At 74.0% G+C, this 25,285-nt stretch carries 17 protein-coding genes; 11 read left to right on the top strand and 6 right to left on the bottom strand.

Annotated features, from left to right (window positions below; genetic code table 11):
- Positions 1 to 432: 432 nt before the first annotated feature.
- Entirely contained in the window at positions 433 to 1,374 is a 942-nt protein-coding gene (locus tag J5Y04_RS25935; RefSeq protein ID WP_209414798.1) for an oxidoreductase, read from the bottom strand.
- A 104-nt stretch (positions 1,375 to 1,478) separates the two neighbouring features.
- On the opposite strand from J5Y04_RS25935, the gene J5Y04_RS25930 reads away from it, so the two are divergent.
- Positions 1,479 to 2,156, top strand: coding sequence for a TetR family transcriptional regulator (locus tag J5Y04_RS25930; RefSeq protein ID WP_209414857.1), 678 nt, complete (start codon positions 1,479 to 1,481; stop codon positions 2,154 to 2,156).
- Between the two features lie 110 nt (positions 2,157 to 2,266).
- On the opposite strand, the gene J5Y04_RS25925 is transcribed toward J5Y04_RS25930, so the two are convergent.
- The 3 genes from J5Y04_RS25925 to J5Y04_RS25915 all read right to left on the bottom strand — a co-directional run bounded on the left by J5Y04_RS25925 (position 2,267) and on the right by J5Y04_RS25915 (position 5,233).
- On the bottom strand, positions 2,267 to 3,628 hold the full coding sequence (locus J5Y04_RS25925) for a carotenoid oxygenase family protein (protein ID WP_209414797.1): 1,362 nt from the start codon (positions 3,626 to 3,628) through the stop codon (positions 2,267 to 2,269).
- A gap of 146 nt (positions 3,629 to 3,774) precedes the next feature.
- Complete coding sequence (locus tag J5Y04_RS25920) at positions 3,775 to 4,218, bottom strand: SRPBCC family protein (protein ID WP_209414792.1); 444 nt, start codon at positions 4,216 to 4,218, stop codon at positions 3,775 to 3,777.
- 448 nt (positions 4,219 to 4,666) lie between these two features.
- Positions 4,667 to 5,233 carry a TetR/AcrR family transcriptional regulator gene (locus J5Y04_RS25915; RefSeq protein WP_209414790.1) on the bottom strand — a complete coding sequence of 189 codons (567 nt, stop codon included), beginning with the start codon at positions 5,231 to 5,233 and terminating at the stop codon, positions 4,667 to 4,669.
- Between the two features lie 258 nt (positions 5,234 to 5,491).
- On the opposite strand from J5Y04_RS25915, the gene J5Y04_RS25910 reads away from it, so the two are divergent.
- The 5 genes from J5Y04_RS25910 (at position 5,492) to J5Y04_RS25890 (ending at position 18,575) form a co-directional block, all read left to right on the top strand.
- Positions 5,492 to 8,851: a non-ribosomal peptide synthetase gene (locus J5Y04_RS25910; protein ID WP_209414788.1), complete on the top strand. Its 3,360-nt coding sequence runs from the start codon at positions 5,492 to 5,494 to the stop codon at positions 8,849 to 8,851.
- Positions 8,848 to 14,496: a non-ribosomal peptide synthetase/MFS transporter gene (locus tag J5Y04_RS25905; protein ID WP_209414786.1), complete on the top strand. Its 5,649-nt coding sequence runs from the start codon at positions 8,848 to 8,850 to the stop codon at positions 14,494 to 14,496. The genes J5Y04_RS25910 and J5Y04_RS25905 overlap by 4 nt, the downstream gene beginning before the upstream one ends.
- A 174-nt stretch (positions 14,497 to 14,670) precedes the next feature.
- Positions 14,671 to 14,865, top strand: a complete 195-nt coding sequence (locus J5Y04_RS25900) for an MbtH family NRPS accessory protein (protein WP_209414784.1) — start codon at positions 14,671 to 14,673, stop codon at positions 14,863 to 14,865.
- A gap of 281 nt (positions 14,866 to 15,146) precedes the next feature.
- Entirely contained in the window at positions 15,147 to 16,784 is a 1,638-nt protein-coding gene (locus tag J5Y04_RS25895; RefSeq protein ID WP_209414776.1) for an alkaline phosphatase, read from the top strand.
- 186 nt (positions 16,785 to 16,970) lie between these two features.
- Entirely contained in the window at positions 16,971 to 18,575 is a 1,605-nt protein-coding gene (locus J5Y04_RS25890; RefSeq protein ID WP_307853290.1) for an MFS transporter, read from the top strand.
- 120 nt (positions 18,576 to 18,695) lie between these two features.
- Here the strand turns inward: J5Y04_RS25890 and J5Y04_RS25885 are convergent, their stop codons facing one another.
- Positions 18,696 to 18,989 (bottom strand): hypothetical protein, encoded by a 294-nt coding sequence (locus J5Y04_RS25885; protein WP_209414772.1) that lies wholly within the window; start codon positions 18,987 to 18,989, stop codon positions 18,696 to 18,698.
- A 767-nt stretch (positions 18,990 to 19,756) separates the two neighbouring features.
- Between J5Y04_RS25885 and J5Y04_RS25880 the strand changes: the two genes are divergently transcribed.
- The 5 genes from J5Y04_RS25880 (at position 19,757) to J5Y04_RS25860 (ending at position 22,912) form a co-directional block, all read left to right on the top strand.
- A complete protein-coding gene (locus J5Y04_RS25880) occupies positions 19,757 to 20,737 on the top strand; it encodes a hypothetical protein (protein WP_245205440.1) in 981 nt (326 codons plus the stop codon).
- A 38-nt stretch (positions 20,738 to 20,775) separates the two neighbouring features.
- Positions 20,776 to 21,024 (top strand): hypothetical protein, encoded by a 249-nt coding sequence (locus J5Y04_RS25875; RefSeq protein ID WP_209414770.1) that lies wholly within the window; start codon positions 20,776 to 20,778, stop codon positions 21,022 to 21,024.
- Positions 21,025 to 21,238: 214 nt separating this feature from the next.
- Positions 21,239 to 21,475, top strand: coding sequence for a hypothetical protein (locus tag J5Y04_RS25870; RefSeq protein WP_209414769.1), 237 nt, complete (start codon positions 21,239 to 21,241; stop codon positions 21,473 to 21,475).
- Between the two features lie 76 nt (positions 21,476 to 21,551).
- Entirely contained in the window at positions 21,552 to 22,550 is a 999-nt protein-coding gene (locus J5Y04_RS25865) for a S8 family serine peptidase (RefSeq protein WP_209414767.1), read from the top strand.
- Positions 22,550 to 22,912, top strand: coding sequence for a hypothetical protein (locus J5Y04_RS25860; protein WP_209414765.1), 363 nt, complete (start codon positions 22,550 to 22,552; stop codon positions 22,910 to 22,912). The genes J5Y04_RS25865 and J5Y04_RS25860 overlap by 1 nt, the downstream gene beginning before the upstream one ends.
- A gap of 108 nt (positions 22,913 to 23,020) precedes the next feature.
- On the opposite strand, the gene J5Y04_RS25855 is transcribed toward J5Y04_RS25860, so the two are convergent.
- A complete protein-coding gene (locus J5Y04_RS25855; protein ID WP_209414763.1) occupies positions 23,021 to 25,081 on the bottom strand; it encodes a discoidin domain-containing protein in 2,061 nt (686 codons plus the stop codon).
- Positions 25,082 to 25,285 lie beyond the last annotated feature (204 nt).

Below are 25,285 nucleotides of genomic sequence, written 5' to 3'. Positions count from 1 at the left end.
TCCGAACCGCCCGCTCCGAGGCGGCAGCTTGAACCGGCAGGCCGGCCGACCGGCTGACCGGCTGACCGGCAGGCCGGCCGACCGAGCTGGCCGGTTCGACCCGATGGTTCCATCGTGCGCCGCCGTGAGCCCGATCTCGGCCTGATCGGCCCGGAAGGGGGCCTGGCCCCACCCACGAGTACGTCCAGGCCCCGGCGCCCGGGCCGCCTGCGCCGGGCGAGCGCCCGTCACGCGCACGGTGACGAGACGTCAACAGCTGTGCCTCGGGACGTCGATGGCGTGGAGGAATCGAGCGCGGACGCCACCACCCGTGCGCCCGGCGGGCCTTCGTCCGGGCGTGGCGCAACTCGTGGCCGCTGCGGGCCGCGTCGGCGAAGGAGGTGGCTCCGGCTGACCGGACCGCCGTGCCCACCACCGGGCGGGGCGGTCCGGTCAGCTAGCGGTGGTGTCCGGAAGGTCGTACCTGACCTCGGTCAGCTTCTCCGACAACTCCCAGAGCCGGCGGCCGGTCCCGGGGTCGGCGGCCGTGGGCGACAGCCGTACCCGGGTGGGGTTGCCGCGCAGCTCGCCCGGGCCGTCCGGGCCGATAAACTCCCCGCTCCGCGCGCCCGGTTCGGTGGCCGCGTAGAGCTGGGGCAGGGCGCCCCGGTCGGGGCTCTGGGCGAGCGGCCGGGCGAGGCGGCCGAAGAGCAGCTGGTAGAGGGCGGTCGGCCCGTCGGTCACGATGTTGGTGGCGGAGAAGCCGGGGTGGGCGAGCAGGCTGCGGACGGGGCTGCCGGCCCCGGAGAGCCGCAGGTGGAGCTGTCGGCCGAAGACCGCGTTGGCGAACTTGGACTGGTTGTAGAAGGCCATCGGCGCGTACCGGTGACGGCCATCGAGGTCGTCGAAGTGGATCCGGCCCCGCCGGTGGTTGATCGAGGTGACCGTGACCACCCGGGGGTCGCGCCCCTCGGCGAGCAGGTCGAGCAGCAGGCCGGTGAGTGCGAAGTGACCGAGGTGGTGGGCGGCGAACTGGAGCTCGTGGCCCTGGGCGCTCAAGGTGCGCGGCGGGGCCATCACGCCGGCGTTGTTGACCAGCACGTCCAGGCGGCCGTGGTCGGCCCGCAGGTCACGGGCGAAGGCGCGGACCGAGTCGAGGTCGGCGAGGTCGAGCGGGCGGACCTCCAGCCGGGCGTCCGGCTGTGCGGAGTGCAGCTCCGCGGCCGCGCGGTGGCCCTTCCGTTCGTCGCGGACCGCCAGGACGACCTGTGCTCCCCGGCGGGCCAGAGCGCGGGTGGTGGCGAGGCCGAGGCCGCTGTTGGCCCCGGTGACGACGAAGATCCGGCCGGTCTGGTCGGGGATGTGTTCGGCGCTCCAGCTCTGATGCTCTGTCATGCGGCACATGCTGCCGAGCCTGTCACTTGGTGTCAAGATGTCCCTGAGTGCCATGCGGGGCATCGCGGTACCATGCCGGGGTGACCACCCGCCCCGAACTGACCATGGCCGAGCGCAAGCGTCGGCTCGTCGCCGCCGAGCTGGCCGAAGCCGCCCTCCAACTACTGGCGCAGAAGGGGTTCGACGCCGTCACCATCGACGAGATCGCGGCCGCCGCCGGCGTCTCCAAACGGACGTTCTTCCGCTACTTCGCCTCCAAGGAGGACGTCGTCGTCCAGGTCCTGGCCGACCTGGGGCCCGGGATGTGCGCGGAGCTGTCGGCCCGGCCCGCCGGGGAGCGGCCCTCGGCCGCGCTGCGGCACGCCGTCTGGATCTCCCTCGCCGCCTGCGCCGACCGCTCCGGGCCGGCGGGCCGGGCGGACCACGACGACCGCGCCCTGCGGGTGGTGCAGCTGATCCTGCGCACCCCGGCCCTGCTGGCCCGCTTCCTGGAACGCCAGGCGCAGTGGCGCGAGGAGCTGGCGGCGGAGCTGGCGGACCGTCTCCGGCTCGACCCGGCCACCGCGATGTACCCGCCGCTCGCCGCCGGGATGGCGTTGGCCGCCTTCGACGCGGTGCTCAAGAGGTGGAGCGCCAGCGACGGCGCCGAGGACCCGGCGGCCCTGCTGGACCGGGCCTTCGCCGTCCTCGCCCCGGCACTGGACGCCGTGGACTCCGTGGACGCCCTGGGTGCCGCGGACACCGTGGATGCCGTGGGTCCCGTGGGCGCTCCCCGCGCATGAGGGCGTCCGCCCCGGCGGGGAGAGCCGGGGCGGACGCGGACGGGGACGTCGTCGAGGACGTGGCCGGGGGTGGGGACGTGGCCGAGGACGGGGCGTCGACGACGTGAGGGTCAGGCCAGGTCGGCGTCCGGGATCCAGGAGCCGTGGATCATGGCCGGCACCCGGCGCGGGAGGTGGACGGTGGCGACCGGCGGGAGGGAGAGGTCGGAGGCGTCCAGGACGAGCAGCCGGGAGGCGTCGGCGTTGAGGTCGCTGACGACGGTGAGCAGGTAGCCCGCGTCCTCGTCACCGGCACCCTCGGCCGGGACGAACACCGCCTCGCTCGGGAGCTGCCCGGTGCCGACCGGCAGCAACTGCCGTGCGCCCGTGCCGCGGTCGTACTTGACCAGGGAGTAGTTGCCGATGCCGCGGTCGTCGGGGAAGGACAGCGCGTACTGGTAGCGGTGCTCGCGCCCGAGGAACGCCTCGTTGATGGTCGGGAACTCGACGGTGAGGTCGTCGGTCTGCTCCTCCCGGACCGTGCCGGCCACCAGGTCGACGGTCCAGCGGCGGCCGAGGGAACCGGAGGTGGGCTCGGCACCGCGGTCCGGGGCGCCGACCCACCAGTTCCAGGAGCGCTGCCAGCCCTCCCGGCCCACCGACGGGCCCTCGACGACGATCCGGCCGGCCGCGTCCTCGTAGGCGTTGGCGAGGTGCATCGCGAAGCCCTGGCCGACCTCGAACCAACGGACCTTCGCCGCACCGCCGTTGCCGCGTGGCATGACGCCGATCCGGGAGACCTGGGCCTCGCTCCAGCGGTACGGGATGCCCGAGTGCTCGGACAGGTCGAGGGCAACCGAGCCCTCCAGGAAGACCACGTGGCGCTCGGTGATCGCGAAGTCGTGCTTGAGCGCCGCGCTCGCGCCCGGGACCTCCTGGCTGGTCAGCACCGTGCCGTCGGGGGATGAGACGTGGTGGACCAGGTAGGGCGGGAAGGGCGAGGAGGCGAAGAAGTGCAGCTCGCCGGTGACCGGGTCCTCCTTGGGGTGGGCGGTCATGGCGGAGGTGAGCCGCCCGTTCCAGTCGAAGGCGCCGACCGTCTCCAGTTCGGGCGTCAACTCGAACGGGAGCGCGGCCTCGCAGAGCGCGAGCAGCCGGCCGCCGTGCTCGATGACGTGGGTGCCCGCGGTGGAGGCGGTCAGGTCGGGGCCGTGCTCGGTCATGTACGGCGCGCCGTCCAGGGCGGGGGTGTGCACCCAGCGGTTGCGGTACCACTCGGCGCGCCCGTCGCGCAGCCGGATGCCGTGCACCATGCCGCTGCCCTTGAACCAGTGGGTGGGGGTGATACCGGGCTTGGGGTTGTGGCTGTTGCGGATCAGCCGGCCGGTCAGCTCGGGCGGCAGGGTGCCCTCGACGGTCAGGCCGGTGGCGGTGATCTCGTCGGCGACGGGGGTGTAGTGGCCGGTCAGGTAGGGCTTGGCGGCGGCGGTCATGGTGGACTCCTCGGGTTCTCGGCATCGCGGCACCGGAGACGGCGGCGGGCGTGGGGATCGGGCGGGGATCAAACGGGGCGGAGCGGGATCAGGCGGGGTGGGGCGGGGCCGGTGGGCCCGGGCCGGCGGCCGGGCCCGGCGGCTGTTCAGCAGCGCTCGGCCTCGGCCTTGAGCCGGTCGAGCCAGCCCTCCAGGGACGCCCGCAGCGCGGCCTCCAGCTCGGCCGGGTGCGCGTCGACCGGCGCGCCGGACCAGGACTCCTCGGTGTGGACGGTCACCGCACCGTCCGTCTCCGCGAAGGTCCAGACGTGGACTCCCTCGATGCCGTTGGCCGGGCCGCCCCAGACGATCCGCCGGCCGGGGACGAGCTCCAGCAGGGTGGAGGCGATGTCCAGGCCGTGGGTCTGCCAGTGGAACGCGGCGCCGGGGGCGAGCGGGCCGTCCAGGCGGGCCCGGTCGACGTCCGGGAGCCAGGTGGCCCAGGAGTCGATGTCGGTGTGCAGGGACCAGACGACGGCGAGCGGTGCGTGGATCGTGGTGGTCAGGCGGACGATGACGGGCGCGCTCTCGTCGATGGTGTGGACGGTCATGGCGGTCTCTCCCGGAGTGGGTCTGCGGAATGGAACGTGTGGAGTGGAACTGGCAGGACGGACGTGGTGGTGCGCGGGGGCCGGGCCAGGGGCCTGGGCTGTGGCCGTGCGGTTCAGTGCGGTTCAGTGCGGTTCAGTGCGGATCAGCGCGGTCCGGCGCGGATCAGTGCGCTTCGGTGCGGGGCCGGCGCGAGGGCGGCGGCGAGTGCGGCACCGGGCCGTAAAGCGCCGTTCGTACCGGTTTCCGTGCCGGGGGCGGCCCCGAGAGCTCCTATGTGTGGTTGACCACTCACTCTTGTGGCCAAAGGATGGGCGAGGCGGCGGCCCCGGGGGAGTGCGGGCCGCCGCCCCGCCGCGGCGGGGTGTGGCGTCGGGTGCGGGCTAGGGGCCCGCCGGTCGGTGGTCGGCGTCCGGCGCCCAGTGGTGGATGCTGCGGTGGAGCGGTGTCTCAGTAGTGCGTGATCCCGGCCGTCAGGGTGCGCGTCCAGGGGGCGTCGACCTCTTCGGCGCCCATCGACACCAGCAGGTGGCAGAGCATGCCGGTGGCGAAGAACTCCTGGATCTGCCGCTCGTCGCCCCCGGAGGCGCCCCGGGTGTACTCGACCAGCCGGGCGTAGCCCGCCCGGACGGCGTCCCGGATCGCCGGCTCGGAGACCGCCGCCGCCTGGGCGTGCAGCTGGACGAGCATCAGGTCGTTGTCGCTGATCAGCTTGGCGTACGCGTCCCCCATGGCGTGCAGGACGGCCTCCGGTGCGCTGCTCTCGGCCTGCGCCGCGCCCTCCTCCAGGCTGGCCCGGACCCGGGTGAAGCAGTGCTCGACGACGGCGACGAACAGTGCCTCCTTGTTGGGGAAGAGGCGGTAGACGTAGGCCTGGGAGATGCCGGCGGCCTTGCCGACCTCGGTGGTCGTGGTGCCGAAGTACCCCCGCGAGGCGAAGGCTCCGATCGCGGTGCGGAGCACCGTCTCACGGCGCTCCTCGGCCGTTGACAACTGGCGGGGGCGTTCGTTCTTCATGTGAGTACTCAATCACTCACACCCTGCCGAGTCAACCCTCCGTCAGTTCCGGCGGCGGTCCCGCAATCGCCCGGCGGATAGCTGGTCCAGACCATTGACGCTCGCCGACCCCGCTCCTAGCATGATCCGCACTGCGGCGGCCATACGGGGGCCCGCCGCCTCGCCGAGCGCGCAGCTCCCTCCCACCGACAGGGCATGCGGCCGAGCCACGTCCGAGCCCTGCCGTCTGTCGACCGCCGGCGCGTCATGAGGAGCACGATGAGCACGTCCGTCCATGCGGCACCCCACGGGCCCGGGCAGGTCTCCCCGGCGTCGGCCGTCCTGACCGTCGGACAGGAACGCCTCTGGTTCCTGGACCAGTTGGACCCGGGGGACGCCTCCTACACCATCCCGCTCGCCCTGCGGCTCACCGGCGAGCTGGACCCGGCCGCCCTGCGCGCCGCCCTCGACGGGGTGGTGGCCCGGCACGAGGCGCTGCGCACCCGGTTCCCGAACGAGGACGGCCGCCCGGCGCCCGTGGTCGACCCCCCGGCACCGCTCCCGCTGGAGGTGGTCGACCTGCGGGGCGAGCCCCACCGGCTCCCCGCTGCCCTCGCCGAGCGCACCAACCGCGGCTTCGACCTCGCCGCAGGCCCGCTGCTGCGCGCCGCCCTGTTCCGCACCGGCGCGCAGGAACACGTGCTCTGCCTGGCCGTGCACCACATCGCGGCCGACGGCTGGTCACTCGGCCTGCTGCGCACCGAACTCGCCGACCGCTACGCCGCGCACCGCGCCGGCCGGCCGCTCGACCTGCCGCCGCCGCCCTCCTACCTCGCCCACGCCGCCGCCGAACGCGCGTGGCTGGCCGGACCGGAGGCGCCCGCGGCGCTCGCCTACTGGTGCGACCGCCTCGCCGACGCCCCCGCCCTCGAACTGCCGCTGGAACGGCCCCGGCCCGCCCACCCGGGCAGCGCCGGCGCCTTCCACACCCGTACCCTCCGCGGCCTCGGCCCCGAACTCGACGCCTTCGCCCGCGCCCGCCGCATGACGCCGTTCATGGTGCTGGCCGCCGCCTACCAGGCCGTGCTGCAACGCTGCACGGGGCAGGACGACTTCTGCATCGGCGTGCCCACCGCCGCCCGCACCACGGTCGAGGCCGAGCAGACGGTCGGCTACTTCTCCAGCGCCCTGGTGCTGCGCGCGGACCTCGCCGGTGCACCGACCTTCGCCGACCTGCTGCGCCGCACCCGCAAGGACTGGCTCGGCGCGCTCGGCCACAGCCAGGTGCCGTTCGAGCAGCTCACCGAGGAGCTGCGGGTCGAGCGCGACCCCGGCCGCACGCCGGTCTTCCAGACCCTGCTGACCGTCCACACCCAGAGCGGCGGCGCGCTGGACGAGCACGCCTTCGCCGACCTGCGCTGCACCGAACTCGACGGCGGCTACACGGCGGCCAAGTTCGAACTCGCCCTGGACGTCCGGTGGGACGGCGACGACCTGCTGGCGATCTTCGGGTACCAGACCGAACTGCTCGACGAGGCCTGGATCACCCGGCTCGGCCGCTGGTTCGAGACCCTGCTGCGCGACGCCCTGGCGCGGCCGGACACGCCCGTGCACCGACTGGCCCTGCTGGACGCCGCGGAGCGCGCCGAGGCCGCCGCCACCGCCGGCCCCGCCCCGGCCCCCCACTCGGAGACGGTGCTCGCCGCGATCGACCGCGCCGCCGCCGAGGCCCCGGACGCGCCCGCCCTGGAGAGCCGCGGCGAGCAGCTCTCGCGCGCCCGACTGGCCCAGGAGTCGGCCGGGTTGGCCGCCCGGCTGGCCGCGGCCGGGGTGAGGCGCGGGGACGTCGTCGCGTTCTGCCTGCCGCGCGGGCCTCGTGCGGTGGTCACCATGCTGGCCGCCTGGCGGGCCGGCGCCGCCTACCTGCCGCTGGACCCGGAGTACCCGGCCGCGCGGCTTGCCTTCATGCTGGCCGACAGCGGGGCGAAGGTCCTGGTCACCGCCGACGGGCGGCCGGTCGACGGCCTCCCGGCGGAGGTCCCGGTGCTCGCCGCGGTCGTCTCCGGTACGGGTGAACCGCTGGCGTCGGCGGTCTCCGGTACGGGTGAACCGTTCGCCGCGGCCGCCTCCGTTACCGGTGACCCGTTCGCTGCGGTCGCCTCCGTCACCGGTGAACCGCTCGCCGTGGCCGCCTCCGCCGAGCGGGCGCCCCTGTCGGCGGGCCCCGCCGTCGGCGGGGACGACCCGGCCTACCTCGTCTACACCTCCGGCTCCACCGGCACCCCCAAGGGCGTCCTGGTGCCGCACCGCGCGCTGGCCGCCCGGGTCGCCTGGATGCGCGAGGGCTACGGGATCACCGCCGCCGACCGCGTGCTCCAGTTCGCCTCGCTCTCCTTCGACACCTGCGCCGAGGAGGTGTTCCCGGCGCTCGCCGCCGGCGCCACCCTCGTCGTCGCCGAGCCGGGCGCCGCCCTGCCCGAACAGCTCGCCGAGCCCTCCGCCGCCGGGCTCACCGTCCTCGACCTCCCTACCCCGTACTGGCACCAGCTGGTCGCCGACCTCGATGCCACGCCCTGGCCGGCCGGCCTGCGGCTGCTGATCCTCGGCGCCGACCAGGTGAGGCCGGAATCCGTCGCCGCCTGGCGGGCCCGGTTCGGCGACACCGTCCGGGTGGTCAACTCCTACGGGCCCACCGAGACCACCGTCATCGCCACCACCGCCGAGCTCGGCGCCGCCGACGCCACCGCCCGCCCGCCGATCGGCCGGCCGATCGGCGCCACCACCACGGCCGTCCTCGACCGGCACGGCAACCCCGTCCCGCCCGGCACCCCCGGTGAGCTGGTCATCGGCGGCGACGGCGTCACCCACGGCTACCTGGGCCGCCCCGGCGCCACCGCCCGCGTCTTCGTCCCCGACCCGGACGGTCCACCCGGCGCCCGCCGCTACCGGACCGGCGACCTCGTCCGCCGCCGCGCCGACGGCGCCCTGGAGTTCCTCGGCCGGCTCGACAGCCAGGTCAAGGTCCGCGGCTTCCGCATCGAGCCCGGCGAGACCGAGAGCGCCCTGCTCGCCCTGCCCGGCGTCGGCCAGGCCGTGGTGACCGTCCGCGGCGACGCCCTGGTCGGCTACGTGGTGCCCGCCGCCGGGGGCGCCGCCCCCGTGCCGGACGCGCTGCGCACCGGGCTCGCCGCCACCCTTCCGCCCCACCTGGTGCCGAACGCCCTGCTCGTCCTGGACGCGCTGCCGCTCACCCCGAACGGCAAGCTCGACCGCCGCGCCCTGCCCGCCCCCGAGAGCCGGCCCGAACTGCGCGCCGCCTACCTCGCCCCGCGCACCGAGGCCGAGGAGCTGGTCGCCGAGGTGTGGCAGGAGGTGCTCGGCGTGGAGCAGGTCGGCGCCCTCGACGACTTCTTCGACCTCGGCGGCCATTCCCTGCTGGCCACCCGCGTCGTCGCCCGCATCCGCTCGACCGTCGACCTGGCCGTGCCGCTGCGCACCCTGTTCACCCACCGGACCGTGGCCGCCTTCGCCGACGCCGTCGAAGCCGCCCTGGTCGCCGAACTCGCCGAGCTGTCCGAGGACGCCGCAGAGGAACTGCTCGCCGCGCAGGACTCCCCGGAAGGGACCACCCCGTCATGAGCACCGACACACCAGTGAGTGCCGACAAACCAGCGAGCCCGGACACACCAGTGGACCCGGGCACGCCAGTGAGCACGGGCACGCCAGTGGGGGCGGGCACCCCCGTCGCGGGAGCGGACGCGCCGGCCCCGGCGAAGCTCTCCGCCGCGAAGCGGGAGCTGCTCAGCCGCCGCCTCAAAGCGCGCACCGCGCCGCGCCAGGCCGTCCCGCGGCGGGCCGCCGACGCCACCGTGCCACTCTCCTTCGCCCAGGAACGCCTCTGGTTCATGGAGCAGTTCGCGCCCGGCACCTCCGCCTACAACATCCCGGTCACCCGCCGGCTGCGCGGCCCGCTGGACACCGGCGCGCTGCGCCGCGCGCTGGACGCCTCGGTCGCCCGCCACGAGACGCTGCGCTCGCGCTACCCGGCCACCGAGGACGGCCGCCCGGTGCTGGAGATCGCCGAGCCCGCGCCGTTCGACCTGGTCACCGCCGAGGCGGCGGACGAGGACGAGGCCGGCCGGCTGGTCGACGCCGCGGCCGCCGTGCCGTTCGACCTGGAGACCGGGCCGCTCCTGCGTGCCCTGCTCGTCCGGATCGCCGAGGACGACCACCTCCTGCTGCTGGTGGTCCACCACAGCGTGAGCGACGGATGGTCCAGCGAGGTGCTGGGCGGCGAGGTACTCCGCGGTTACGCCGCCTACGCGGCCGGCAGACCCGACCCGCTGCCGGAACTCACCGTCCAGTACGGGGACTTCGCGATCTGGCAGCGGGAGCGCCTGAGCGGGGAGCGGCTCGCCGCCGAGGTCGCCCACTGGGCCGCTGAGCTGGCCGGCGTCGAGCCGCTCGAACTGGCCTTCTCCCGCCCCCGCCCGCCCCGCCAGACCTTCGACGGCGCCGGCCACGGCTTCCGCGTCGACCGGGCCCTGCTGGACGAGCTCACCGCCCTCGGCAGGCGCCACGACGCCACCGTCTACATGGTGCTGCTGGCCGCCTTCCAGGCCCTGCTGGCCCGCTACAGCGGCCAGACCGACTTCGCCGTCGGCTCGCCCATCGCCGGCCGCCCCGAGCCCGAACTCGAACCGCTCGTCGGCATGTTCGTCAACGTGCTGGCGCTGCCCGCCCGGCTCGGCGGCGACCCGTCCTTCAGCGAGCTGCTGCGGCGCACCCGGGAGACCTGCCTGGAGGCCTACGCCCACCAGGAGCTGCCCTTCGCCCAGCTGGTCACCGAGCTGAAGGTGCCCCGCGACGTCAGCCGTCCGCCGGTGTTCCAGGCCGTCCTGGCCGTGCAGAACTACGCCACCACCCGCGACGGGATCGGCGAACTGCCGCTGGACGTCGAGCCGTTCGGCGTCCGCGCCAGCGGCACCCGGTTCGACCTGGAGCTGTTCCTCCAGGAGCGGCCCGACGGCCTGGCCGGCGCCTTCAACTACAACACCGACCTCTTCACCGAGGACGACATCGCCCGGTTCGGCGGCCACCTCGGCCGGCTGCTGGCCGCCGTCGCCGCCCGGCCGGACGCGCCGGTCTCCACCCTCGACGAGCTGGCCGATGACGAACGCGCCTTCGAGCTGGAGGAGTTCAACCGGACGATGGTCGACCGCCCGGACACCACGCTGACCGCGATGATCGCCGAGCAGATCGCCCGCACCCCGGAAGCGGTCGCCGTCGCCTACGAGGACCGGCCCGCACTGACGTACCGTCAACTCGACGCGGCAGCAGACCGGATCGCCGCCCGCCTGGCCGCCGAGGGGATCGGCCCGGGGAGCCTGGTCGCGGTCAGTGCCGAACGCTCGCCCGAACTCGTCGCCGGCCTGCTCGGCGTGCTGCGCACCGGCGCCGGCTACACCCCGCTGGAGCCCGAGTACCCTGCCGAACGCCTGGCCTTCCTGCTCGCGGACAGCGCCGCGCCCGTCCTGCTCACCCAGCGCGGACTCCCCACGCCCAAGGGCTGCACGGCCCGCGTGCTGCTGCTCGACGACCCCGCCGAGTGGCCCAGGGCGAAGAGCCGCCCGGCCGGTCCGGCGCCCGACGACACCGCCTACCTGATCTACACCTCCGGCTCCACCGGCCGCCCCAAGGGCGTGCCCAACACCCACCGCGGCATCGCCAACCGGCTCCGCTGGATGCAGGACGCCTACCGGATCGGCCCCGGCGACGCCGTCCTGCAGAAGACCCCGGCCGGATTCGACGTGTCCGTCTGGGAGTTCTTCTGGCCGCTGGCCACCGGCGCCCGGATCGTCCTCGCCAAGCCCGGCGGCCAGAAGGACGCCGGCTACCTGCGCGACCTGATCACCCGTGCCGGCGTCACCGTCGCCCACTTCGTGCCCGCCATGCTCACCGTGTTCCTCGCCGAGGACGAGGTGGGGAAGTGCACCGCGCTGCGCCGCGTGGTCTGCAGCGGCGAGGCCCTCCCGCCGGACACCGCACGGGAGTTCACCGCCCGGCTGCCGGACTGCGCGCTCGCCAACCTGTACGGGCCGACCGAGGCCGCCGTCGACGTCTCCTCCTGGGAGTGCGAAGGCCCGCTGGAGACCGTCCCGATCGGCCTGCCGATCGACAACACCCGCCTCTACGTGCTCGACGGGGCGCTGCGGCCCGTCCCGCCCGGCGCCCCCGGCGAACTCCACATCGGCGGCACCGCCGTGGCCCTCGGCTACCACCGCCGCCCGGGTCTCACCGCCGCCCGCTTCGTCCCCGACCCCTACGGCCCGCCCGGCTCCCGGCTCTACCGCACCGGCGACCTCGCCCGCCGCCGCCCCGACGGCACCCTCGAACACCTCGGCCGGATCGACCAGCAGGTGAAGATCCGCGGCCTGCGGATCGAGCCCGGCGAGACCGAGGCCCTGCTCCGCGCCCAGCCCGGCATCGCCGACGCCGCCGTGATCGTCCGCGAGGACAACCCCGGCGACAAGCGCCTGGTCGGCTACGTCGTCCTGGAGCCGGGGGCCGAGGAGCCCGACCCGGCCGCCCTGCGCTCGACGCTCAAGCTCTCGCTGCCCGACCACCAGGTGCCCACCGCCTTCCCCGTGCTGGCGGCCCTGCCGCTCACCCCCAACGGCAAGCTGGACCGCCGTGCCCTGCCCGCCCCGAAGCGCCGGGCCGGGGGAGGGGTGCAGAAGCCCGTGACCGGGGCCGAGCGGGTGCTCGCCGCGATCTGGGCCGAGGTGCTGGGCCTGCCCGAGGTCGGCACGGACGAGGACTTCTTCGACCTCGGCGGCCACTCGCTGCTCGCCACCCAGGTGGTCGCCAAGGCCCGCAAGCGGCTCACCGAGGCCGGGGCCCGCCCGATCTCCGTGATGGACCTCTTCACCTGCCGGACGGTGCGTGACCTCGCCGCCCTGGCGGACCTCTCCGAGCAGGACCGCGGCCCGCGCAGGCTGCTGCACCGGCTAACCCGGCCGGTGCCCGCCGACCGCCGCCGGCTCACCCTGGTCTGCGTCCCGTACGGCGGCGGCAGCGCGGTGGTCTACCAGCCGGTCGCCGACCTGCTGCCGGCCGGCACCGAGCTGTGGGCGGTGGCCATCCCCGGCCACGACGTCGGCGTCACCGAGGAGCACCTGCCCTTCGACGAACTGGCCGAGCAGCTGGCCCAGGAGGTCCGTGAGCGGGTCGAGGGCCCGGTGGTGGTCTACGGCCACTGCGGGGTCGGCACGGCGCTCGCCGTCGCCACCGCCCGGCTGCTGGAGGCCTCCGGGCGCGAGCTCGAAGCCGTCTACGCCGGCGCGCAGTTCCCCTTCGCCAAGCCGCGGAGCAGGGTGCTCACCACGCTGAGCCGACTGGCCTCGCTGGAGCCGCTGCTCGGCGACCGGGTCTACGTCAACTGGCTCACCGGCATGGGCGTCGACACCTCCGAACTCGACCAGGACCAGGTCCGGTTCATCGTCGGCAACATGCGCCGCGACTCCCAGGCCGCCGAGGAGTACTTCACCCGGGCCATCGCCGAGGTGGACGCGGGCGCGCCGCGGCTGAGGGCACCGATGATCTCGCTGGTCGGCGACCGCGACCCGGCCGCCGACTTCTACCAGGAGCGCTACCGCGAGTGGCTGCTGCTCGCCGAGCGGTCGGCCGTCGCGGTGCTCGACCAGGGCGGGCACTTCTTCGTCAAGTACCGCGCCGACGAGGTGGCCGAGGCGGTCACCACCGTGCACCGGGCCGTCCTGGACGGCACGACGGACCGGCTGCCCACGCCGGGCCCGGACTCCTCCTGGTGGTTCCACGGCGAGACCGGACCGCCGGCCCCCGCCGCGGACGGCCCGGAGCCTGCGCCGACGACCGCGGCCGACGACGGCCCGCAGCCCAGCATGCGCCGCTTCCTGGCCGTCGCCGCCGGCCAGCTGGTCTCGATCACCGGCTCGGCGCTCACCGAGTTCGCCCTGCCGGTCTGGATCCTGCTGGAGACCGGCTCGATGGCCCGGTACGCGCTCTACGCGGTGATCGCCATGCTGCCCGGCATCCTCGTCGGCCCGCTGGCCGGCGCGCTGGTGGACCGGCTGGACCGCCGGAAGGTGATGCTGGCCGGCGACGTCGCGGCGGGCGCCACCCAGGCCGGGATGCTGGCCCTGCTGGTCGCCGGGCAGCTGCACTCCTGGGAGGTCTACGTGCTGCTCGGCGTGCTCTCGGTGGCGCTCACCTTCCAACGGCTCGCCTACGCCTCCGCGGTGCCCCAGATGGTGCCCAAGCAGTACCTCGGCCACGCCAACGGCATCGTCCAACTCGCCTTCGGTGCGGCACAGTTCGTCGTCCCGCTGGTGGCGGTCGCGCTGATGGCGGCGATCGGCCTGCGCGGCATCCTGGTCATCGACGTGGTGAGCTACGCGCTGGCGGTCGGCGTGCTGCTCGTGGTGAGGTTCCCGAGGACGCTGCCCTGGACCAGGCGCGAGTCGCTCACCGAGGAGATCCGGCACGGCTTCGGCTACTCCTGGCGCAACCGGGGCTTCCGTTCGATGCTGCTCTGGTTCGCCGGCCTGAACGTCTTCCTGGCGCCTCTGTTCCTGCTGGTCACCCCGATGGTGCTGGCCTTCTCCGACCTCGACGGCGCCGCCCGGGTGGCCGTCGCGGGCGGGGCGGGGGCGCTGCTCGGCGGGATCGCGATGGGCTTCTGGGGCGGGCCGCGCCGGCACCGGCTGCGGGGCATGCTCGGGCTCGCCGCGCTGCTCTCGCTGGCCTGCGCCTTCACCGGCCTGCACGCCGGGCTCTGGGTGATCGCCGCCGGGGCGTTCGGGATGTCCTTCGCGCTGACGCTGGTCAACGGCGTCTACTCGACGATCGTCCAGGTCAAGGTGCCGCAGCGGTTCCACGGCCGGGTGTTCGCGCTCAACACGCTCGTCGCGTGGTCCACCCTGCCGCTCGGGCACGGCGTGATCGCCCCGCTCGGCTCGGCGGTGTTCGGCCCGCTGATGGACGACGGCGGTGCGCTCGCCGGGGTCTTCGGCCCGCTGATCGGCACCGGGCCGGGGCGCGGCATCGCGTTGATGTACCTGCTGTTCGGCCTGGTGATGCTGGTCCTGGTGGCGGTCGGCCTGCGCCTGCCCGCCCTGGCCCGGTTCGACCGGGACGTGCCCGACGCGGAGCCGGACGACCTGGTCGGCCTGCGGGAGCGCGCCCGCCTGGCGGCCGCCCGCAGGGCCGCGCAGGCCGACCGTTCCGAGGCGCTCTCCGGCTGATCCGCCGGACGCCCGGACGCCCGGACGCCCGGATGCCGGGCGTCAGGTCCGGTCTTCTGCGTCCAACGTCCGCCCCCCGACCCCGCCCCCGACCCCGCCCCTGACCCCGCCTCCCGACGCCCGGCGGCCGCCCCCGGCCGCCGGGCCCCCACCCCCTCCGGCAAGGAGTACCCCGTGAGCACCGAAGCCCAGTACCAGGTCGTCGTCAACGACGAGGAGCAGCACGCACTCTGGCCGGCCGGCGCCCCGGTGCCGGCCGGCTGGCGGGCCGAGGGCTTCAGCGGCGGCGAGGAGGAGTGCACCGCCCACGTCGACCAGGTGTGGCCGGACATCCGCCCGCTCAGCCTGCGCCGCCGCCTGAGCTGCTGACCGCCGGCGCCCGGGCACCCGCTCGCCGGTGCCCGGGCGTCCGGCCGTTCCCGGTGTCCGGCCGGACCGGGCGCCGCGCTCCCGCGCGGTTCACCGCGGCCGCCGCGGGCGGCCGGTTGCGGCAAACGCCCGGTTCGAACCCATTGATCACCTGATGATCACTCAATCGCCGACGGGCCGACCCCCGGTGTACCGCGCCGTCCACTCGAATTCCTTCGCACACAGTCCAGCACCGGGCTGCCCGGCCCCGGGTGGTCCGGCATCGGGAAGGCAGTGGAACCATGGCCCGTACAGACGGCCGGCCCCCGGTCGACCAGCAGCTCCGGGAAGCCGCGGCACGCCTCGGGCGCCGCCGCTTCCTCACCGCCACCTCGGCCGCCGCCGCGCTGGCCTTCACCACCAACCTGCCCTCCGCGCACGCGGCCGACGCCGAACTGGCGCCCCGCTCGCTGAAGGAGAACCCGTTCACCCTCGGCGTCGCCTCCGGCGACCCGCTCCCGGACGCGGTGGTGCTCTGGACCAGGCTTGCCCCCCGCCCGCTGGAGCCGGGCGGCGGGCTGCCGCCGGCCGGCGCGGTGCGGGTCGAGTGGGAGGTGGCCCGGGACGAGCGGTTCCGCCGGACGGTCCGCCGCGGCACGGCCCGTGCGTACGCCGAGTTCGACTACAGCGTGCACGTGGAGGCCGACGGCCTCGACGCCGACCGCGTCCACTGGTACCGGTTCCGCGTCGGTGACTGGACCAGCCCGGTCGGCCGCACCCGCACCACGCCCGCCGACGGCCGCCGGACCGAGCAGGTCCGCCTCGGGCTGGTCTCCTGCCAGGCCTACGAGGACGGTTACTTCACCGCCTACCGCCACCTCGCCGGCGAGGACCTCGACGCCGTCTTCCACGTCGGCGACTACATCTACGAGTACGCCGTCGACGCCGCCGGCGGCGACCGCAGGTACACCGACCGCACGCTGCCCGCGCTCTACAACCACGAGACGGCCACGCTGGAGGACTACCGGCTGCGGTACTCCCTCTACAAGTCCGACCCCGACCTCCAGGCCGCGCACGCGGCCTTCCCCTGGTACGTCACCTGGGACGACCACGAGGTCGAGAACAACTACGCGGCCGGCATCCCCGAGAAGGGCCAGTCGCCCGAGGCGTTCGTCGCCCGCCGCGCCGCCGCCTACCGCGCGTACTGGGAGAACATGCCGCTGCGGATGCCGAAGCCCGAGGGCACCGACCTCAGGCTCTACCGCCGGTTCCAGTACGGCCGGCTGGCGCAGTTCGACATCCTGGACACCCGGCAGTACCGCTCCGACCAGGCCAACGGCGACGGCTGGCAGTACCCCACGCCGGAGTCCGAGGACCCGTCGCGCACGCTGACCGGCGCCACCCAGGAGCGCTGGCTGCTGGACGGCCTGCGCAGGTCCAGGGCGGTCTGGAACGTGCTGCCGCAGCAGGTCGTCTTCAGCCGACGGAAGAACACCACCGCCGAGCGGTCCAAGCTCTCGATGGACGCCTGGGACGGCTACCCGGCCGCCCGCGAGCGGATCCTGGCCGGGATCGAGCGGCTCGGCGTGGAGAACCTGGTGATCCTCACCGGGGACGTCCACGTGGCCTACGCGCTGGACGTCAAGCGGGACTTCGACGACCCGGCGTCCCGGACGGTGGGCGTCGAGTTCGTCGGCACCTCGATCAGCAGCGACGGCGACGGCGCCGCGAAGCCCGCCAACTGGTCGACGCTGACGGCGGCCAACCCGCACATGAAGTTCTACAACGGACTGCGCGGCTACACGACGGTCACCCTCACCCCGGAGCACGCCCGCGCCGACTTCCGGACGGTGTCCCACATCACCACCCCGGGCGGGACGTTGGCCACCGCCGCGTCCTTCGTGACCGAGGCCGGGAACCCGGGACTCCGGGAGGTCTGACGGCCCGTAAACTACACCGGTGTCGATTCGGCCGTCCCTCCGGCGTGCGGGGCGGCCATCCGGGTGACATAGTGTCCGCTGACCGGCGAGACGCCGTGTCAGTTCGCGGTACGGGCGGGGCCGGACGGGGTGAACCGGCGGCGGAGCCCTGCCGCCATACCCATCGAACGAAAGGGACGGGAACCCGTGCGGTCCGAGAACGCTCCGGCCACCTCGACACCTGTGGCCGCCAGTCAGTCACTGACGCTGGCAGGCATGCTCTTCGCGGTCTCGATGACCTTCATCGACCAGACCATCGTCTCCATCGCGGCGCCCGACATCATCCACGAGCTCGGCCTCTCCTCGGTCGGCATGCAGTGGGTGGTCAACTCGTACCTGCTGGCGCTGGCGGCGTTCTTCGCCCTCGGCGGGCGGCTGGCGGACGTGCTCGGCCACAAGCGGATGGCGCTGGTCGGCACACTGACCTTCGTGGCCGCCTCGGCCCTGTGCGGCGCGGTGCCCACCGGCGGCGCGGCGCAGACCTGGCTGATCGTCTTCCGCGCGCTCCAGGGCGTCGGCGCGGCGCTGATGTTCCCGGCCGCGCTCGCCGTGGTGGTGGAGGTCTTCCCGGTGCAGCGGCGCGGCCGCGCGCTGGCGCTCTTCTTCGGCGTGGCCGGCGGTCTCACCGCGGTCGGCCCGATCCTCGGCGGCTGGCTGACCAGCTGGACCTGGCGGGCGATCTTCTGGGTCAACGTGCCGATGGCCGTCATCGCGATCGTCCTGACGCTGATGGCGAAGATCCGCAACACCCCGCGCCGTGAGCCGATCGACTGGGTGGGCGCCGCGCTGGTGGCGGTCGGCATGGCCCTGAGCGTGCTCGGCCTCCAGCAGGCCGCGACCTGGGGCTGGGACAGCCCGGCCACCTGGCTCTGCATCGCCGGCGGCCTCGCCGTGATGGTCCTGTTCGTCCTGTTCGAGCTGCGCAGCCAGGACCCGCTGATCAAGCTCCGGGTCTTCGCCGACCGCGCCTTCGCGGCCGACAACGCGGTGCTGTTCTTCGCGATGATCGCGTTCGTCCCGGTGTTCTTCTTCGCCTCGGTCTACTCGCAGGTGGCGCTCAACCAGTCGGCCAACGACGCGGGCCTCTACCTGCTGGTGTTCTTCGCCGGTTTCGCCCCCGGCTCGCAGCTCGGCGGCCGGCTGCTCGACCGCGTCGGCGCCCGGCCGCCGATGATGGTGGGCACCGCGGTCGGCGCCGTGGGATTCGCGCTCTGGGCCGGCAAGATCACCGAGCTGTCGCTGGGCGCCCAGTGGCCGTACATCATGCTGGCCGGCCTCGGCATCGGCCTGCTGCTCACGCCCGCGTCGACGGACGCCGTCAACCGCGCGATCGGCGCCTCGTACGGCGAGGTCACCGGCATCACGCAGACCGTGCGCAACTACTCGGCCAGCCTCGGCATGGCCGTGCTGGGCACCGTCCTGCTGCACAGCACCACCGCGAACATCCAGGACACCCTGCTGGCACACGGCGTCCCGGCCGAGGTCGCGCACGGCACCGCGGAGGAGATCACCAAGAGCATCACCGGCCACGGCGAGGGCGGCGGCCAGGGCGGCGCGTCCGGCGCCTCCGCCGAGATGATCGACGCCGTCCGCCACGCCTTCGCCGAGGCCAACGGCCCGGTGCTGTACGGCATGGCGGCCGCGCTCGGCGTCGCGTTCCTGTGCGCGCTGCTCCACCCCGGCACGCGGGTCACCGCGGAGTCGGCCCCGGCCGCCGGCCAGGAGGAGCAGGTGGCCAAGACCGGCGCCTGAGCCGCACGGCGAACACGCCGGGCCCCCACGGCGCCGGCAGAGTGACCAGGGCGGCCGGTCTCCCCGAGACCGGCCGCCCTCGCGTGTCCGCGGGCACCGCGTCCGGTTCGAAGCCGGAACTCAGGTCTGCATGCACTCGTCGTACTGCTGGTTGCACTCGTCGTGGCACCGCTGCCACTGGAAGAAGTCGCCCATGTCGAGCTGGGGCTGGCAGTCCTGATCGCAGGAGTCGAGGCGCTGGCTGCACCTGATCCGCTGTTGCCGCTCCTCCTCGGTGAACATGGGGACGATCCGTTCTCCGGTGGCGCCGCCGTGCGGGCCCGCCGCCGGCCGGGTCGTCGCGTACCGGGTCGTCGCGTACCGGCCGGGGCCCGGCCGGACGGACGCCTCGGCGTGGAATCCGGGGATGGCCATGATGATGCTCCCGTCACGTGGTCCGGACGGAGACCTCCGGCCGCCGGTCGGCCGGCGCTCCCTCGCGGGCCTCCCCCGGGGGGCACCGGGCGAGCGGCCCGCTGCGTCCAGGCTACGCCGTCGGGCCGTGCCGCCCCCGGGGTCGGCCCCGCTCCCGCCGAGGTGCACGTCGGGCCGGGCAGGAGCAGCCTGGAAGTAGTGGATGACCGCGGGCGACCGAAGCCAGGGTCTCCCCGGTTCCCCCCACGCGAGTGAACGGAAACCTCGCGTCGAACGGCCCGGCATGTTTCACGACCCGACATTTCACGACCTGACATTTCACGACCAGACACGTGCACGACCCGACATGTCTTCACGCCCCCGTTCCCGCGGCACCCGGGCGGGCCGCCGCCCGCTGCCGCAGCGCTGCGCACGGGCGGTGACGGTGAGGGAGATGACCGATGACCGACGGTGAGTGGCGGGACGCCCCCGCCCCCGGCGGCGGGGCCCGCCGTCCGCGCAGGGTGCGCGTCCCCGGGTTCGTCACCGACGAGGAGATCGGCCTCGGGGACGCGGTCAGGCGTGTGACGAGCACGATGGGCGTCAGGAGGCCCTGCGGTGGTTGTGAGCGGCGCGCGGCCGCACTCAACCGCCGGGTGGTCCTGTCGCGGGGCCGCGCTCACCAACCGTGAGCGTGGTGACGGACCGTGACGCGGACTCCGCGACGGTCCGGACGCCGTGACGTGAGGCAGGACGCGTGACCCGAGGCATGACGTGAGGAGTCACCGATGGAGCAGGAGTACCAGGAACACCCGGACCTGGTGGAGGACCGGCCGGCGGACGGCCCCGACCGCCTCGGGCCGGTGCTCGCACCGCCGGACCATGCCACCGTGACCGCCGCCGCGATGCCGGACTACGGCTGCGGCCACGGGTGCGGGAGCGGGGACACGACCGCGGAGGCGGCCGGGGACGACTCGGGGCGGGGCGGCCGCGGTCACGGCGGCGGCTACGTCTACGTGCTCGGCCAGGTCGACTACCGGTTCCCGAGTCTGGCGGTCGAGAAGGAGGTCGCCCAGGCCGTGTACCGCTCCGACAGCGCCGAGCTGACCGACCGGCAGGCCGTGCACGCGGTCGTGTCACACCCCGACAACCGCTACCTCGCACGCCAGTTGTGCTACGTCCTGAGCGTGCAGGGGATCGAGACCTACCTCCTGCGACCGCGGGACCCGGTGGAGTTCGACCGCCTGGTCGCGGCCGTCCGGCCGGAACCCAAGGGCTCCGACCTCGACGTCGTCATCGGCCACCGGGGGCCGCTCGCCCCGCCCGACCTCTGCAACGGCCTGACGCTCCCGGTCGTCTCCTTCGACCAGATCTACTCCTTCGACACCGAGGAGCTGGTGGCGGCGATAGACCGGCCCGCGGGCATGGCCGACGACCTGTTCGCGACGTCCTCCAGGGAGTTGCTGCACCGGGTGATGCAGCTGGGGGACAACGCGGGCGACACCGACGAGCACCGCGCGCTGAACTACCTCGCGGTCCGCTACCCGCGCATCTACGAGAAGACCGTGGAGGCCTTCGCCGCCGACTCCTCGCTGACCGCGGTGAGCTTCCGCGACTCCCGGCTGAGCGGCGCCCGCAGGATCATCGACGTCCTGTTCTGCTACACCGACCGCCGGACGGACGTCACCGAGAAGTTCTTCGTCCGGGTGGACGTCACGGAGGAGTTCCCCTTCCTGGTGAACAAGCTGTGTCCGTACTACGACCGTTGACCCGCGCCGGCCGGGCGCGGGAGAAGGAGGTGCGGGAGATGACGATCCCGGGATTCACCGCCGAGTCGGCGCTCCACCGCACGGGCGGGCACTACCGGGTGTTGAGCCACGGCTCCGCACGGGGCCCGCAGGTGATCGAGGGGCAGGGCGAGTTCCTGACCCCGCTCTGCGAGCTGGAGTGCCGCGGGGTCTGCTTCGACGCGTGCGCGGGCAACCCCGGCGGCCCCCGCTGCAAGCGGTGCCGGAAGTGGTGTCTGGACGACTGCGACTCCGGCCCCATCGGCTGACCGCACAGGGCACGACCCCGGCACGGGACCGGACCGGGTCGGACCGGACCGCGGCCGGACGGGCCCGCATGGGCGGGGGACGCACACGGGACGAACGCCGCGTCTTCGTCCGGGTGGACGTCACGGAGGAGTTCCCCTTCCCGGTGAACAAGCCGCGTCCCTACTACGACCGTTGACCCGCGCCGGCCGGGCGCGGGAGAAGGAGGTGTCGGAGATGACGATCCCGGGATTCACCGCCGAGTCGGTGCTCCACCGCACGGGCGGGCACTACCGGGTGTCGCACCACGGCTCCGCACGGGGCCCGCTGGTGATCGTGGGGCAGTGGTCGTTCTGCGCGCAGGAGTGCAGGGCCGAATGCCTGGTCCCGTGCCGGAACCACCCCGGTGGTCGGGAGTGCCGGCAGTGTCGGAAGGACTGTCTGGACACCTGCGACACCAGCCGCTTCCGGTGATCCGGTACCCGACCGGACCCGGCCGAGGGCCGAGGACCGAGGCAGGCCGGCGGGACCACGCACGCGGGACGACCTGATGACGACACCGTTCGAACAGGCCGGGCTCACACGGCTGATGGCACGTGGCGCCGGCCGGCCGGAGGTCGTCGTCGCGGTGATCGACGGCCTGGTGGCCCTGGACCACCCGGGCCTCGCCGGGCGGCGGCTGCGCATCCTGACGGATGGCGGACACGGCGGAGATGGCGGACACGGCGGACACGGCGGCGCGTGCAGCCGCGCGGGCGGCGGCGGCCCGGCCTGTCTCCACGGCACCTTCGTCGCCGGCCTGCTCGGCGCCGGGCGCGGGTGGGAGCCGCCCGGCATCTGCCCGGGCTGCACGCTCCTGCTGCGCCCCGTCTTCGCGGCCGACCGCCCCGCCGGCCGCGCCGCCCCCGCCACGCGGCTGGAGGACCTCGCGGCCGCCGTCGTGGAGACGGTCGACGCGGGCGCCCGCGTGCTGAACCTGAGCGTCGGCCCGGACCGGCCCGTCGGCACGGCGCACCGCGAGCTGGAGTGGGCGCTGGACCACGCCGCCAACCGCGGCGTGATCACGGTGGTGGCCGCCGGGAACCAGGGCGCGGTCGGCACCTCCGTCCTCACCCGGCACCCCTGGACGATCCCGGTGATCGCCTACGACCGGCGGGGGCGGCCGATGGACCTCTCCAACCTGGGGGGATCGATCGGGGGGCGCGGCATCGGCGCACCCGGCGAGGCCGTCACGGGTCTCGGCCCCGGGGACCGTCCGTTCGCGCTCACCGGTACCAGCGCCGCCGTCCCGTTCGTGGTGGGCACGGTCGCCCTGTTGCTGTCCGAGTTCCCCGCGGCGTCGCCGGCCGAGGTGCGGGCGGCCGTCCTGCGCACCGGTTCCGGGCGGCGCCGGACGGTGGTGCCGCCCCTGCTGGACGCCTGGGCGGCGTACACCGAGCTGCTGCGTGCCCCGGACCGCCGGGGCGGCAGCGGTCCGTTCACGGACCGGAGGGCCGGCGGGTCACCTCCCGCGCGGCGGCCGGTCCCCGATGAACTGGAGTTCCGCTGATGATCACAGTCTTCCGTATCGACGCCCCCGGGACCGGGATCGAGCTCAAGGGGGACGGGAACCCCACCCCCGAGCAGATCGAGGAGGAGAAGGAGGCCCGGCAGGCCTTCCTGGACGCCGTGTCGCCCCACTTCAAGGCCCTGCCGGAGCGGCCGCTCCACGCCTTCGGCAACGTGTCGAAGGTGGAGCTGTTCGGCGAGGACGTGGTGACCCGGATGAACCACTACCTGCTGGTGGTGACCGTCGACATCGGCGATCCGCGGATCGAGTTCGAGTCGTTCGTGCCGGGCGGCACGACGGTCTCCACGGTGGAGGGCGACCTGAGCCCGATCTCCCAGTGGCCGGACGGCGATCGGAGGTGATCCGCCGCCCGGCCGGCTGCCCAGGTAGCCCGGTAGCCCGGTAGCCCGGTAGCCCGGTGCCCCGGTCACGGCGGACCGGGGCACCGGGGCAGCGGGGCAAGGCGTCCGTCAGGTGCTGTAGACGCCGACCTCGTGGAGCGAGTAGCCCCACTGGGTGCCTCGTTGCAGCCCGTGGACGCGGACGTACCGGGCGGGGACGCCGGCGAACCGCGCGGTCTCCAGTCCGCCGCCGCCGGTGGTGGTGGACCAGACGGACTGCCAGTCGGTGCCGTCGGTGGAGACCTCGATGCGGTACCCCCTGCCGTAGGCGCGCTCCCAGTCCAGGGTGACGCGCCCGACCAGGGTGGTGGACCCGAGGTCGAGCCGGAGCCACTGGTCGTCGCTCCAGTCGCTGGCCCAGCGGCTCCCGAGGTCGCCGTCCACGGCCCGCCCGGGGGCGTAGCTGACGAACGGGTTCCACTCCGTCGAGGAGGCCGCGGCGGGCGACCCCGCGGCCAGGTTCACGCCCGCCCGGTGGTGCTCGGACGCCCCCCAGGTGGTGAGGTAGGACTCGGCGCCCCGGAAGAGGTCGTCCACCACGCCCTGGCCGCCGACCTGCCGGATGTCCTCGATCCAGTCCGGGACGAGGCCGTAGTGCGCGGCACCGTCGGTGTTGATGTCCCAGGTGCGGGAGCCGGCGGTCTGCTTGTCGATGACCGAGCCGCCGTCCACGCTGCGGAACGGGTAGCGCACCGGGTTGGCGGTGTCCGCGCCGCGCGGGCCGGGCCAGCCGCCGACGCCGTTCATGTCGGTGCCGTAGCCGTAGCCCACCTGGTACTTGTCGCGCAGCGCGTCGGTGCGCTTCGCCTCGTTGCTGAACGCCTCGGCGCCGTTCATGTACTGGGCGACGAAGCCGCCGAGCTTGTAGACCCGCTCGGTCCAGTCGAGGTCCATCCAGCTGTGCGAGGAGATGACGCCCGGGTACGACTCGGATTCGAGGATGTCGAAGGAGCGGTCGGCCGCCTTCACGCTCATGTGGTCGACCTCCAGCATCATCTTGCGTTTCATCAGGCCGCGCACGGCGTACTCGCCGAGCTCCGTCAGCCCGCGGCTGTTGCACTGGGCGTCGGTGGCGTACGACGGGACGGCGACGCCCTGCGGCAGTTGCTGCTGGGCGGCCGGCGCCGGGGCGAGGCCGATGGGGTTGTCGTGCTGCGGTCCGGCGCACTGCTCCGTCTTCCAGAAGGTGCCGGTCGACAGGAACTGGCCGACGTTGATCGCCGTGCCGAGCGCGCCCTCGTCGAAGCGGACCCCGCACAGCGCGTTGTCGAACTTGTGGCAGAGGAACATGCTGCGCACGCCGAGCCCGTACAGCTCGTCGAGGCCGCGGTCGATGTCGGCCTTGCTGCACTGGGCGACGTCCAGGATCTGCTTGCAGCCGAAGGGCTCGGACGTCTCCACGCCCAGGACGACGGCGAGTTTGCCCTGCTTGACGACCTCGCGGGCCTGCGCGCTGTCGGTGACGATCCGGAACCAGCCCTTGCCGGGCCCGCCGAACATGGTGTCGACGTAGGCCTGGAGCTCGTAGGTCTTCTGCGCCTGGAGCCGGATGGAGGTCATCTCGTCGCAGCTGCGGTCCTTGAAGAAGTAGACCGAGCAGATCACCCCGTTGGTGACCAGGTCGTTGACGAGCACCCGCTGGCCGCCGCGCCAGGCGCGTTCGATCCAGGCGTAGTAGTTCTGCTGGTGGGTCAGCGAGTCGTGGGCGGGCCAGTCCTTGAAGGTGGGCCAGCCGACCGGGTCGTGCTTGCCGTCCCCGCCCTTGGTGATGAAGTCGAAGACGGCGAGGGAGCCGTCGGGGTAGTGCTCGGGGCAGTCCTTGAGCGCGTCGGCGACCCCGGCCTCGGAGAACGCCTTGCCGCAGATCAGCCGGCCGCCGAAGGCCTCGTTGGCCATGATGTGGTCGTGCGCGTCGACGAAGCCGCGGACCTTGCCCTGGGCGTCGGTTCCCTTGAAGGGCTCGCCCGTGACGTTGATCTGCGAGTCGGGCGAGGGCCGTGCGATCGGGTTCCACCAGCCCGGCTCGCTCGCGACCCCGGGCGCCGGCGCGGCGAGCGCCACGGCGATCAGGGCGAGTAACGAGGCCAGGAGGGTGGCGAGCCGGAGCCTGCTGTGGGGGAGCTGGGTCATGGGCACCACTCGGGTCGGGGAGCGGATGACGCGGTGGGACGGCCGGACCGGTGCGGGGCAACCGCCGTCCCGGTCGACTGTCATGTCCCGCGTACTCGGTGTGACGAGAATCGCCACTGTTGGAATCCGAGTCAATAGGCCGGGACGGATGACCTGACAAATGGCGAAGGGCGCCCTGCGTCGAAGTCCGACACGGGCGCCCTC

The sequence above is a fragment of the Kitasatospora sp. RG8 genome (genome assembly GCF_017813315.1).
GTDB lineage: Bacteria > Actinomycetota > Actinomycetes > Streptomycetales > Streptomycetaceae > Kitasatospora.
Note: the sequence above shows the minus strand (reverse complement) of the source record. Positions and strands in the feature narration are given on the sequence as shown.

What these genes read in the sequence shown, in the direction of transcription:
- J5Y04_RS25910 (WP_209414788.1), top strand. Translation starts at nt 5,492, where the DNA reads ATGAGCACGTCCGTCCATGCGGCACCCCACGGGCCCGGGCAGGTCTCC.
- J5Y04_RS25880 (WP_245205440.1), top strand. Translation starts at nt 19,757, where the DNA reads ATGGAGCAGGAGTACCAGGAACACCCGGACCTGGTGGAGGACCGGCCG.
- J5Y04_RS25860 (WP_209414765.1), top strand. Translation starts at nt 22,550, where the DNA reads ATGATCACAGTCTTCCGTATCGACGCCCCCGGGACCGGGATCGAGCTC.
- J5Y04_RS25925 (WP_209414797.1), bottom strand. Translation starts at nt 3,628, where the DNA reads ATGACCGCCGCCGCCAAGCCCTACCTGACCGGCCACTACACCCCCGTC.
- J5Y04_RS25885 (WP_209414772.1), bottom strand. Translation starts at nt 18,989, where the DNA reads ATGGCCATCCCCGGATTCCACGCCGAGGCGTCCGTCCGGCCGGGCCCC.
- J5Y04_RS25930 (WP_209414857.1), top strand. Translation starts at nt 1,479, where the DNA reads ATGGCCGAGCGCAAGCGTCGGCTCGTCGCCGCCGAGCTGGCCGAAGCC.
- J5Y04_RS25920 (WP_209414792.1), bottom strand. Translation starts at nt 4,218, where the DNA reads ATGACCGTCCACACCATCGACGAGAGCGCGCCCGTCATCGTCCGCCTG.
- J5Y04_RS25865 (WP_209414767.1), top strand. Translation starts at nt 21,552, where the DNA reads ATGACGACACCGTTCGAACAGGCCGGGCTCACACGGCTGATGGCACGT.
- J5Y04_RS25870 (WP_209414769.1), top strand. Translation starts at nt 21,239, where the DNA reads ATGACGATCCCGGGATTCACCGCCGAGTCGGTGCTCCACCGCACGGGC.
- J5Y04_RS25915 (WP_209414790.1), bottom strand. Translation starts at nt 5,233, where the DNA reads ATGAAGAACGAACGCCCCCGCCAGTTGTCAACGGCCGAGGAGCGCCGT.
- J5Y04_RS25895 (WP_209414776.1), top strand. Translation starts at nt 15,147, where the DNA reads ATGGCCCGTACAGACGGCCGGCCCCCGGTCGACCAGCAGCTCCGGGAA.
- J5Y04_RS25855 (WP_209414763.1), bottom strand. Translation starts at nt 25,081, where the DNA reads ATGACCCAGCTCCCCCACAGCAGGCTCCGGCTCGCCACCCTCCTGGCC.
- J5Y04_RS25905 (WP_209414786.1), top strand. Translation starts at nt 8,848, where the DNA reads ATGAGCACCGACACACCAGTGAGTGCCGACAAACCAGCGAGCCCGGAC.
- J5Y04_RS25935 (WP_209414798.1), bottom strand. Translation starts at nt 1,374, where the DNA reads ATGACAGAGCATCAGAGCTGGAGCGCCGAACACATCCCCGACCAGACC.
- J5Y04_RS25875 (WP_209414770.1), top strand. Translation starts at nt 20,776, where the DNA reads ATGACGATCCCGGGATTCACCGCCGAGTCGGCGCTCCACCGCACGGGC.